We start from the raw sequence: 11757 nt of genomic DNA, 5'->3' as shown, positions 1-11757 counted from the left end.
CCGGCGCGCTCGCCAGGGAAGCAGTCCGCGGCGGCCCCATGGCCGGGACGGGAGAGTGCGCAGCCTGAAAATAGACACCGGTGACAACAACCTCGAAAACCACCGGCAAGAGAGCCAGCTGATTTGTCCAAGAACGCCCCTCCCAGATGTCGATGGTTGCGCGGTTCTTCAGGGCGAGGTCCGCATCCTTCGAATAGTGCAGCCCCATCCTTCGAATAGTGCAGCCCCATGGCCGGGGAGTTCTGCGCCAGGAGGTCGGAGATATCGCGCTCGGAACGGCCAGCCTCGCGGAGCCATGTCGCCATCGTGTGGCGCAGCCCTTTGGGCGTGAGGCCGGGTTTGATTGCGCCCTTGGTCTCCAGCTTCTTCTTGAGGCGCTGGAAGCTGCTCTGGAAGCCGTCACACGTCCAGGGCCTGCCCTTGGAGCTTGCCAGCACCGTGATGGCGTCATGCCTGGGCATGCGCTCCAGCTCGCCCCTGAGCGTCTCCGCTCGTCCGGCCCCCAAATCCTCCGCCGGAGGATTTGCCGCTGGCGCGGACCGGCCCGAACTCCCCAGGACCGTCTGCTGATCCTCGCCATTCCGAAAGGACCGGCGGACGCCCGGGTTTGCCTGCCTTCGGCGCGAGCCAGGCCACGTCCCTGCCCAGCCAGACCAGGAGCGAGCCGCGCCGCCTAAGCGCGTCCGCCATTGTGCTCGAACCAATGGCGCATCAATGGCTCGCTGCAGGATTTCCAGTTGGCCGTGCGGTGCCGGGCAGGTTCCGGCTTCGCTATGCCAAGCTCTTGACCCACCGGATCCACGCCGTGAATCCCGAAAGCCGACGAGTTCCGCAACAACGCCCCCGAACAGGCAAGGATCGACATGACTGCAAAGATGGCCGCATAGTGAATATCGGCCCGGTCCGGGAGCCGGGGGCATGCTCAGTGACGTCCAATGTTCGACGGGCTTTCGCGGCGCCACTGGCGCCACGGTCCCGTCTCACTTTGGCGGCGTGACAGGGTGCTGAAGTCAGGCACGGACCAGCCAAGCCCGGACAGTTCCAGCAGGCTTGCCACAAAACCAGTGGCCTGTCGGAAGGGCATTCCGAGGAGGGCCTCGAGGGTCAGGCAGGCCTGGATCGCCGCGTCGCTGTATGCCTGCCGACGGCCGCGCCGCCCGGAAGGCGCCGCTTCCCACTGCATCGAGGGAACGAACCAGACACTCAGCGAGCCGCGCCGCCTCAGCGCCTCGCTCGCCATTGCGCTCGGACCGGTGGCGCGCAACGGCTCGCTAGCTTTTCCAGTTGGTCATCTTGTGCGTCGTTTTCGGAGGTCTGCTCATGCTGTCCAGCTAGCATGCTGGATTCACGAGGTGAATCCCCATGGGTTTGCGCAACAACGCCTCGCTTCGGCGCCGTGGCTCATCCGGCAACATCACGCCCCGATAGCGGGTGGAATCTGCGGATGTTCCGTGCCTGCCGTGGGTGCCCTGCCAGCCCAATTCCCGCCGGTCACGGAGCCAGGAGCTTCGTCGCCAGCGACCTAGCCGAGCCGGCCCGGTCCGGTCGTTCGCGGCAGATGTTCCCTGCAGGGGCGGACCACCAGCGCCCGATCGGCCAGCGGCCTACCCGGACTACCCGACCGGCTCAGGCCGGGGCGCGGCTCGCCGTGACGTAGTTCACCGACAGGTCGCGGTCGGAGATCGACCAGCTCCAGCCGAGCGGGTTGAAGACGAAACCCTTGCGGTCCACAGGCGCGACGCCCGCCTTTTCCAGCTGGCCGAACAGCTCGTCCGGGGTGATGAACTTGGCCCAGTCATGCGTGCCCTTCGGCAGCCAGCGCATGATCTGCTCGGCGCCGATGATCGCCATCAGATAGCTTTTCGGGTTGCGGTTCAGCGTCGAGACGATGGCCAGCCCGGCGGGCTTCAGCAGGCTGGCGCAGACCGTGAGGAAGTCCTGCGGATCGGCGACATGCTCGACCACCTCCATCGCCAGCACCACGTCGAAGCGTTCGCCGCCGGCGGCGATCGCCTCCGCGGTGGTGTGGCGGTAGTCGATCTCCAGCCCGGACTGTTCGGCATGGAGCTTCGCCACCGGGATGTTGCGCTCGGCGGCGTCGGCGCCCACGACCTCGGCCCCGAGCCGCGCCAGCGGCTCGCAGAGCAGTCCGCCGCCGCAGCCGATATCGAGGATGCGCAGGCCTTGGAAGGGCCGGGGGGCAGTGCGGTCGCGGCCGAATTCCGCGGCGATCTGGCCGATGATGTAGTCCAGCCGACAGGGGTTCATCATGTGCAGCGGCTTGAACTTGCCCTGCGGATCCCACCACTCTGCGGCCATCGCCTCGAATTTCGCGATTTCCTGCGGATCGACGGTCGAAACTGCATCGCTCATGCCGTGTGCCCCTTTTTCGTGTTTTCCATCTATGGCCGAGGCCTCTGCTCGCCTATATAGTCGCTCCATGGAGCAAGTCTCAGGTCAAAAGCGTACGGCGCACCAGTTTCTCTATCCCCCGGTCGATGCCTACGACCAGCGGATGCTGGAGACAGGTGACGGCCACAGGATCTATATCGAGCAATGCGGCTCGCCCGACGGGATTCCCGTCGTGGTGGTTCACGGCGGCCCCGGCGGCGGCTGCAGCCCGGCGATGCGGCGCTATTTCGACCCCTCGGCCTACCGGATCATCCTGTTCGACCAGCGCGGCTGCGGCCGGTCGCGGCCGCATGCCTCGGTCGAGAACAACACGACCTGGCATCTGGTTGCGGACATGGAGCAGATCCGCGAGGAACTGGGCATCGACCGCTGGATCGTCTTCGGTGGCAGCTGGGGCGCGACCCTGTCGCTGGTCTACGCGATTACCCATCCCGAGCGTGCCGCCTATCTGGCGCTGCGCGGCATCTTCCTGATGACCCCGGGCGAGCTCGACTGGTTCTACGGCGGCGGGGCAGGGCAGTTCTGGCCCGATGTCTGGGACCGCTTCGTGCGGCTCATCCCCGAGGAGGAGCGCGGCGACCTGATCGCGGCCTATCACCGGCGGCTGTTCAGCGGCGACGCGATGGTCGAGATCCGCCATGCCCGGGCCTGGGCTGCCTGGGAGAACGCGCTGGCCTCGATCCAGAGCCAGGGGCTGCAGCATGACAGCCCGGCGGATTACGCGCGCGCCTTCTCGCGGCTGGAGAACCATTATTTCATCAATGGCGGCTTCCTCGACTCGCGGAACTGGATCCTGGAGAATATCGGCCGCATCGCGGATGTGCCCGGTGCCATCGTGCAGGGGCGCTACGACATGATCTGCCCGCCGCATTCGGCCTGGGCGCTGTCCCGGGCCTGGCCGCGCGCCGAGCTGAAGCTGGTGCCCAATGCCGGCCATGCGCTGAGCGAGCCGGGAATCAGCGCGGAGCTGGTGCGGATCACCAACGTCCTGCGCAAGCAGCGCGGGCTCCTGCGCATCTGACCGCGGAAACGGGCCGGGCAGGGGATAATTCGGCCCGGCACAACCCAACATTTACTTCTTCCGTCCCATACAGGCTCCGAGTGATTTTTCGGAGAGCTTCCTATGAAGACGGCATTCGGGTTGCGCATCAGTGGCCGGATCTATGCGATCGTGGTCGTTGTCCTGCTGGCATTCGCGGTGCTGGCCGCCACGATGTATACGCTGGCGGAACGCAACAAGATCCAGATGCGGGAAATGTACCTGCGCGATCTGGTCGATGCCGCGCTCTTCAGTCTCGATGCCGTCCAGCACAGGGTCGATACCGGCGAGCTGACGCCCGATGCCGCGCGCGCCGAAGGGCGGCGGATCCTCGACGGCATGCGCTACGACGGCGACGGCTATTTCTTCGCGCTGGACGGCAATGCCGTGATTATGGCGCATGGCAGCAAGGCGGATCTGGAAGGCACCGACCAGAGCGGGTTCGAGGATCCGGACGGCGTGAAGGTCTTCCTCGAATTCGTCGCGCTTTCCAAGGAGGGCGGCGGCGCGCTGCAATACAGCTTCAACCGCTTCGGCGAGAACGGCGCGGCGGAAATGGTGCCGAAGCTGGGCTATGTCCGCCCCTTCGCGCCCTGGGGATGGATCGTCGGCACCGGCACCTATCTCGAAGACATCCAGGCACAGCTGGCCGGGCTGCGCAACGCTGCCATCGCCGTCGGCCTAGGCGGCATGGTCTTTCTCACCCTGGTCATCATGATGATCGCCCGCAGCATCACCGGCCCGGCGCGCAAGCTGAACGCCCGCATGGCGACCCTTTCCGCCGGCGATCTGGAGGCGGAGATCCCCTGTCTCGGCCGGTCCGACGAATTCGGCGAAATGGCGCTCGCCGTCCGCGCCTTCCGGGAGGGGCTGGTGGAAAATGCCCGCCTGGCTTCCGAGGCGGAGGTGCGGGCGCGCGAGGATGCCGAGGCGGCGGCCGCCCGGGCCGAGGCGGCGCGCCAGGCCGACCAGGCGGAGCGTGACCGCGAGGTCGAGGCCGAGATGGCCGCGCAGCAGGCGAAGGCTCGCGAGGAAGCGGCCCGCGCGGAAGACCTGCAGAAGGCCGACCGCGAGCGCCGCGAACTGCTCGACCGCCAGGAACATGTGGTGAAAATCCTCGCCGACGCGCTCCGCACGCTGGCCTCGGGCGATCTGAGCTTCCGCATCGACGAGGAATTCGAGGGGGTCTACGAGGAGCTGCGCACCGATTTCAACGCTGCCGTCGGCACGCTGGAAGAAGTGATCGCGAACATTTCCGAATCGTCGGGAAATATCGTCGAGAAGGGCGAGGCGATCACGACCTCTGCCGAGGACGTGGCCAAGCGAACCGAACAGGCGGCAGCGACGCTGGAAGAGACCGCCGCGGCGCTGGAGCAGCTGACGTCGTCGGTCGCTCTGGCGGCCAAAGGGGCGAAGGATGCCGACCGGATCGTGGTCGATGCCCGCAGCACTGCCGAACAGAGCGGCGAAGTCGTGCGCCAGGCGGTCGAGGCCATGGGGGCGATCGAGCAGTCCTCGGAAAAGATCTCCAAGATCATCCATGTGATCGATGACATTGCCTTCCAGACCAACCTTCTGGCGCTGAATGCCGGGGTGGAGGCGGCACGGGCGGGCGAGGCCGGGCGCGGCTTCGCTGTCGTGGCCTCCGAGGTCCGGGCCCTGGCGCAGCGGTCCTCCGATGCGGCGCGGGAGATCAACGCGCTGATTTCCGAAAGCGGCGACCAGGTCAATCGCGGCGTCTCCCTCGTCGGCGAGGCGGGCGAGACCCTCCGCCGGATCGCGGCCTCGGTTTCGGAAATCTCCGGCCATGTGTCGGACATCGCCCGCTCCGCCGGCGAGCAGTCGGTCGGCCTGGGCGAAATAAACACCTCGGTCTCGCATCTCGACAATACGACACAGGCCAATACCGCGCTCTTCCAGGAAACGCTGTCGGCCAGCCAGACCCTCACCCGCGAGGCCGTAAATCTCGGCAATGCCGTCGCGCAGTTCCGGCTAAGCCCGGGCCGGGCCGCGGCGGTCGCGCGGCTGAAGGCGTCGGTCGAGATGCCGCCCCCGGCCGCTGAGCCCGCGGCCTTGCCGCGCGCGCCGGCTCCGGAACCGAAGCGGGCCGCGGCCGCTGCCCCCGCAGCGGAAAGCTCCTCCGCCCCGGGATATGACGACGGCGGCTGGGAAGATTTCTGAGCGCTTTGCCCCGGCGGACCAGCCGGGGCAGAATCAGCTTGCGTGCGCGGCGGGAAACCAGTAAGAGCACCGCAAGCGGCGCGCTGTTCCCCTCCGGGGCGGTGTTCCACCGATAGATGCAACGGGCCGCTGGCCCGTTTTTTTGTGCGTCTTGAAACCCCTTGGAGTTCGCTCGTGTCGGATCTGATCGCGAAAGCCCCCATCGACCGCCGGATGGCGGAGATTGTCGAGCCGGTGATTGCCGATCTCGGCTACGAGCTTGTCCGCATCCGCCTGATGGGCGGCAAGACGCATACGCTGCAGATCATGGCCGACCGTCCCGAGGGCGGGATCGAAGTCGATGACTGCGCCAAGATCTCGACGGCCGTTTCGGCCGCGCTCGATGTCGAGGACCCGCTGGACGAAGCCTACACGCTCGAAGTTTCCAGCCCCGGGATCGACCGGCCGCTGACCCGCCTGAAGGATTTCGACACCTGGGCCGGCTACGAGGCCAAGATCGAGACCACCGAGCTGATCGACGGCCGCCGCCGCTTCCGCGGGGAACTGGCCGGTGTCGAGGAGGACGAGGTGCTGCTCACCCTGCCGCCGCAATCCTCCGGGGCCGAGCCGGTCACCATCGGCCTGAAATTCGAATGGCTCAGCGATGCCAAGCTGGTGCTGACCGACGACCTGATCACAGAGATGCTGCGCCAGCGAAAGGCGGCGGGCATCATAAACGAAGACGAATTCGACGAGATCGTCACCGACAATGCCGGCGACCCGGCAGCCGTGACCGAGGAGGACTGATCCCCATGGCGATTACTGCAGCGAACCAGCTGGAGCTTCTCCAGACCGCGGAGGCGGTGGCCCGCGAGAAGATGATCGATCCGGATCTGGTGATCGAGGCCATGGAAGAAAGCCTCGCGCGCGCCGCGAAGTCGCGCTACGGCTCGGAGATGGACATCCGCGTGGCGATCGACCGCCGTACCGGCGTGGCGACCTTCACCCGCGTGCGCACCGTGGTCGAGGACGAGGAGCTGGAGAACTACCAGGCCGAGCTGACCGTCGACCAGGCGAAGCAGTACAAGGCCGATCCGCAGGTCGGCGACGAGATCGTCGACGAAGTTCCTCCGGTGGAGCTGGGCCGGATCGCCGCGCAATCCGCGAAGCAGGTCATCCTGCAGAAGGTCCGCGAAGCCGAGCGCGACCGCCAGTACGAGGAATTCAAGGACCGCGCGGGCACGATCATCAACGGCATCGTCCGCCGCGAGGAATACGGCAACATCATCGTCGACATCGGCCGCGGCGAAGCCGTGCTGCGCCGCAACGAGAAGATCGGCCGCGAGAGCTACCGCCCGAACGACCGCATCCGCGTGTTCATCAAGGACGTGCGCCGCGAGCCGCGCGGCCCGCAGATCTTCCTCAGCCGCACCGCGCCGGAATTCATGGCCGAGCTGTTCAAGATGGAAGTGCCGGAAATCTACGACGGCATCATCGAGATCAAGGCCGTGGCCCGCGACCCGGGGTCCCGCGCCAAGATCGCCGTCATTTCCTACGACAGCTCGATCGACCCGGTCGGCGCCTGCGTCGGCATGCGCGGCTCGCGCGTGCAGGCCGTGGTGAACGAGCTGCAGGGCGAGAAGATCGACATCATCCCGTGGAACGAGGACCAGCCGACCTTCCTGGTCAACGCGCTGCAGCCGGCCGAAGTGTCGAAGGTGGTGCTTGACGAGGAAGCCGAGCGCATCGAGGTCGTCGTGCCGGATGACCAGCTGAGCCTCGCCATCGGCCGCCGCGGCCAGAACGTGCGCCTTGCCAGCCAGCTGACCGGTCTCGACATCGACATCATGACCGAAAGCCAGGAGAGCGAGCGCCGCCAGGCCGAGTTCGCCGAGCGGACCAAGCTGTTCATGGACACGCTGGATGTCGACGAGTTCTTCGCGCAGCTGCTGGTTTCGGAAGGCTTCACCAATCTCGAGGAGGTCGCCTATGTCGATCTCGACGAGCTTCTGGTGATCGACGGCGTCGACGAAAGCACCGCCGAGGAGCTCCAGGCGCGCGCCCGCGACCACATCGAGGAACTCAACCGCAAGGCGCTCGAGAACGCCCGCGCACTCGGCGTGGAGGACAGCCTGGTTGACTTCGAGGGCCTGACACCCCAGATGATCGAGGCACTGGCGAAGGACGGCGTGAAGTCGCTCGAGGATTTCGCCACCTGCGCCGACTGGGAACTTGCGGGCGGCTGGACGACGGTCGACGGCAAGCGGGTCAAGGACGAGGGGCTGCTCGAGCCCTACGATGTCAGCCTCGAGGAAGCGCAGACCCTGGTCATGAACGCGCGCGTGCAGCTGGGCTGGGTCGATCCCGCCGAACTGGCAGCCGCGGAAGAGGATGAAGACGGCGAGGACCTGGCGGACGCCGAGGTCGCCGAAGAGGACGAGGCCTGAGCGACGGCCCGGAGGCAGATGCCATGAGCCGGGGCGGAGCGAAGGTCGAGAAGGACGGTCCGGAGCGCCGTTGCCTGGCAACGGGCGAGACCGGACCCAAGACGGGACTTGTCCGTTTCGTCGTCGGTCCCGGCGACGAGGTGGTGCCGGATCTGGCAGGCAAGCTGCCGGGACGGGGCATGTGGGTCGCAGCCGACAGGGCGGCGATCGAGGCGGCAGCGAAGAAGAAGCTGTTCAGCCGCGCCGCGAAGCGGCAGGTGCATCCGCCCGAAGGCCTGGCCGACATGGTCGAGGCCGGGCTTGCCTCCCGTCTGGTCACGCTGGTGGCCCTCTCCCGCAAGGCGGGCGGAGCGGTGGCCGGCTACGAGAAGGTTAAGGCCTGGCTGGATAACGGCGAGGCCGTGCTGCTGCTCCAGGCTTGCGACGGCTCGGAGCGGGGGAAATCGAAGCTCCGGCCGCCTGGCGGTCCGGAGACCTTGATAACCGTGCTTTCGGGCTCGGAGCTTGGTCTGGCGTTTGGCCGGGAAAATGTCGTGCACGGTGCGCTTGCCGCTGGTGGACTCGCCCGCCGTGTTGTAGAGGAAGCGTCACGTTTGGCGGGTCTGCGCCCGCAGGACGGGGGCAATTCGGCCCCCGGGAAGGATTGAACGGCTTTATGAGCGATAGCGACGGTAAGAAAACTCTGGGTGTCCGCGGTGGTGGTCCTCGTTCCGGTCAGGTGAAGCAGAGCTTCAGCCACGGCCGGACGAAGAATGTCGTGGTCGAAACCAAGCGCAAGCGCGTGGTCGTCCCGAAGCCCGGGGGCAGCAAGTCCGGTGGCGGAGCTGCCGGCGGCGATCCGTCCCGACGTCCTGCCGGGATCTCCGATGCGGAGATGGAACGCCGCCTTCGCGCCCTGCAGGCCGCCAAGGCCCGCGAGGCCGATGACGCACGCGAGCGCGCCGAGGAAGAGAAGCGCCGTGCCGACGAGCGCGAACGCCGCCGGGCGGAGATCGAGGCCAAGGAGCGCGAAGAGCGCGAGCGCGAGGAAGCGCTGAAGGCCAAGGCCGAAGAGGACGAGCGCAAGAAGCGCGAGGCCGAGGAAGCCGCGAAGAAGGCGAAGGAAGAGGCCGCCGCAGCCCGGCGCGCCGAGAAGGCCGCGCCTGCCGCTGCCGAGCCTGCGCCCGCGGCTGCCGAAGCCCGCTCCGAGCGCGCGACCCCGACGAAATCCGGCATGCCGACCCCGCGCAAGGGCAAGTCGGACACTGCCGATCGCGACAGCGCGGGCAAGAAGCGCGGCCGCGACGACAACCGCCGCTCCGGCAAGCTGACGGTCAACCAGGCCCTGAACGGCGGCGGCGAGAAGCGCGGCCGGTCGCTGGCCGCGATGCGCCGCAAGCAGGAGCGCGAGCGCCGGAAGTCCTCCGGTTCGGGCGACAACCGCGAGAAGATCGTGCGCGACGTGCAGCTTCCCGAGACCATCGTGGTCCAGGAACTGGCGAACCGCATGGCGGAACGCGTGGCCGACGTGGTCAAGGCGCTGATGCAGAACGGCATCATGGCGACCCAGAACCAGTCGATCGACGCCGATACCGCGGAACTGCTGATCGAGGAATTCGGCCACAAGGTCGTGCGCGTCTCCGACGCGGACGTCGAGGACGTGATTCACACGGTCGACGACAAGGAAGAGGACCTGCAGCCGCGCGCTCCGGTCGTCACCATCATGGGCCATGTCGACCACGGCAAGACGTCGCTTCTGGACGCGATCCGGAATGCGAAGGTCGTCGCGGGCGAAGCAGGCGGGATCACCCAGCATATCGGCGCCTACCAGGTGAAGACCGATGGCGGCCAGCTGATTACCTTCCTCGACACGCCCGGCCACGCGGCCTTCACCTCGATGCGGGCACGCGGTGCCCAGGTGACGGACATCGTGGTTCTGGTCGTGGCGGCGGATGACGCGGTGATGCCGCAGACGGTTGAGGCCATCGCCCATGCCAAGGCAGCGGGCGTGCCGATGATCGTCGCGATCAACAAGGTCGACAAGCCGGATTCCGACCCGATGAAGGTGCGGACCGACCTGCTGCAGCACGAGGTGGTCGTCGAGGCCATGTCGGGCGAGGTGCAGGACGTGGAAGTCTCGGCCAAGACCGGCCTGGGTCTCGACGAGCTGCTCGACGCGATCGCGCTGCAGTCCGAGATCCTCGAACTGAAGGCCAACCCCGACCGCGCTGCCAACGGCGCCGTGATCGAGGCGCAGCTGGATGTCGGCCGCGGTCCGGTTGCGACGGTCCTCGTGCAGAACGGCACGCTGAAGCAGGGCGACATCTTCGTCGTCGGCGAACAGTGGGGCAAGGTCCGCGCGCTGATCAACGACAAGGGCGAGCGGGTGAAATCCGCAGGCCCGTCCGAGCCGGTCGAAGTGCTCGGCCTGAACGGCACGCCCGAAGCGGGCGACGTGCTCAACGTGGTCGAGACCGAGGCCCAGGCCCGCGAGATCGCCGACTACCGCGAGCAGGCCGCCAAGGACAAGCGCGCCGCAGCCGGGGCAGCCACCACGCTGGAACAGCTGATGGCGAAGGCAAAGGCCGACGAGAATGTCGCCGAGCTGCCGATCCTGGTGAAGGCCGACGTGCAGGGGTCTGCCGAGGCCATCGTCCAGGCGATGGAGAAGATCGGCAACGACGAGGTCCGCGTGCGGGTCCTGCATTCGGGCGTCGGCGCGATCACCGAGTCGGATATCGGCCTGGCGGAAGCCTCCGGCGCGCCGGTCTTCGGCTTCAACGTCCGTGCCAATGCTCCGGCCCGGAACGCCGCCAACCAGAAGGGCGTGGAGATCCGCTACTACTCGGTGATCTACGACCTCGTGGACGACGTGAAAGCGGCGGCCTCCGGCCTGCTGTCGAACGAAATCCGCGAGAACTTCATCGGCTATGCGGAAATCCGCCAGGTCTTCAAGGTCACGGGCATCGGCAAGGTCGCCGGCTGTCTGGTCACCGAGGGCATTGCGCGCCGCTCCGCAGGCGTCCGTCTGCTGCGCGACAACGTGGTGATCCACGAAGGCACGCTGAAGACTCTGAAGCGCTTCAAGGACGAAGTTGCCGAGGTCCAGTCGGGCCAGGAATGCGGCATGGCCTTCGAAGCCTATGACGACATCCGCGAGGGCGACGTCATCGAGATCTTCGAGCGCGAGGAAGTCACCCGGACCCTCGCCTGAGGCGGGTCACGGACGGGATTGCAAGCGGGCGCCTTCGGGCGCCCGTTCTGCGTTCTGCGTTCTGCGTTCTGCGTTCTGCGTTCATGGGCAGGGCGCGGCGCCTTGCGGCCGAACGGGATAGCGGCTGCGGCCGGTTCCGGACAAAAGAAAAGAGCCGAGCGCGGGGCGCTCGGCTCTGCCGGTACGTGGTCTGAAAACAGTGTGGCTGGTGGTCAGACCGGCGTGCCTTCGAAGGTCCGCGGACCGACGCGCACGATGATGCGGCCGTTCGACAGTGCCTTCACGAAAGTGCCCTGGACAGAGATGTGGCTGCCGACGGTGATGGTCTTGAGCATTGTGGTGTCTCCCCGAAAGTCATGTGGTGGTGGTGTCCTGAAGAGATATTTAATTAATCTGCGTTGGGATTTCATTAAGAAAAATGTCATGTTGCTGTCATCTTAGCCTAATTGACTAGCAAATTGGGTAGAAATGTTATGCAACTGCCGGAGAACGCTTGCTTGGATTTA

9 protein-coding genes and 2 pseudogenes are annotated in these 11757 nt (G+C 66.6%); 6 read left to right on the top strand and 5 right to left on the bottom strand.

Annotation, left to right across the window (positions count from 1 at the left end):
- The 4 genes and pseudogenes from HCC78_RS25500 to ubiG form a co-directional block, all read right to left on the bottom strand.
- Positions 1-461, bottom strand: a 461-nt coding sequence (locus tag HCC78_RS25500; protein WP_172331602.1) for a site-specific integrase, incomplete at its 3' end; no start/stop codon positions are given.
- 118 nt (positions 462-579) lie between these two features.
- Positions 580-775: pseudogene (locus HCC78_RS25495) on the bottom strand (hypothetical protein); the annotation flags it as partial.
- A gap of 210 nt (positions 776-985) precedes the next feature.
- Positions 986-1292, bottom strand: a pseudogene (locus HCC78_RS25490) (transposase); the annotation flags it as partial.
- 334 nt (positions 1293-1626) lie between these two features.
- Positions 1627-2373: a bifunctional 2-polyprenyl-6-hydroxyphenol methylase/3-demethylubiquinol 3-O-methyltransferase UbiG gene (gene ubiG / locus HCC78_RS25485; protein WP_172331601.1), complete on the bottom strand. Its 747-nt coding sequence runs from the start codon at positions 2371-2373 to the stop codon at positions 1627-1629.
- Positions 2374-2440: 67 nt separating this feature from the next.
- Between ubiG and pip the strand changes: the two genes are divergently transcribed.
- The 6 genes from pip to infB all read left to right on the top strand — a co-directional run bounded on the left by pip (position 2441) and on the right by infB (position 11251).
- Positions 2441-3433 (top strand): prolyl aminopeptidase, encoded by a 993-nt coding sequence (gene pip / locus HCC78_RS25480; RefSeq protein ID WP_172331600.1) that lies wholly within the window; start codon positions 2441-2443, stop codon positions 3431-3433.
- Positions 3434-3535: 102 nt separating this feature from the next.
- Positions 3536-5632 carry a methyl-accepting chemotaxis protein gene (locus tag HCC78_RS25475; RefSeq protein WP_172331599.1) on the top strand — a complete coding sequence of 699 codons (2097 nt, stop codon included), beginning with the start codon at positions 3536-3538 and terminating at the stop codon, positions 5630-5632.
- A 213-nt stretch (positions 5633-5845) separates the two neighbouring features.
- Positions 5846-6418 (top strand): ribosome maturation factor RimP, encoded by a 573-nt coding sequence (rimP, locus tag HCC78_RS25470; RefSeq protein WP_253949360.1) that lies wholly within the window; start codon positions 5846-5848, stop codon positions 6416-6418.
- Positions 6419-6423: 5 nt separating this feature from the next.
- Entirely contained in the window at positions 6424-8058 is a 1635-nt protein-coding gene (gene nusA / locus HCC78_RS25465; protein WP_172331597.1) for a transcription termination factor NusA, read from the top strand.
- A gap of 23 nt (positions 8059-8081) precedes the next feature.
- Positions 8082-8705, top strand: a complete 624-nt coding sequence (locus HCC78_RS25460) for an RNA-binding protein (protein ID WP_172331596.1) — start codon at positions 8082-8084, stop codon at positions 8703-8705.
- Between the two features lie 8 nt (positions 8706-8713).
- Positions 8714-11251, top strand: coding sequence for a translation initiation factor IF-2 (gene infB, locus HCC78_RS25455; protein WP_172331595.1), 2538 nt, complete (start codon positions 8714-8716; stop codon positions 11249-11251).
- Positions 11252-11463: 212 nt separating this feature from the next.
- On the opposite strand, the gene HCC78_RS34515 is transcribed toward infB, so the two are convergent.
- Complete coding sequence (locus HCC78_RS34515; protein WP_256368345.1) at positions 11464-11586, bottom strand: hypothetical protein; 123 nt, start codon at positions 11584-11586, stop codon at positions 11464-11466.
- Positions 11587-11757: the final 171 nt, after the last annotated feature.

The sequence above is a fragment of the Mangrovicoccus sp. HB161399 genome (assembly GCF_013184745.1).
Classification (GTDB): domain Bacteria; phylum Pseudomonadota; class Alphaproteobacteria; order Rhodobacterales; family Rhodobacteraceae; genus Mangrovicoccus.
This window is presented reverse-complemented; position numbering and strand designations above follow the sequence as displayed.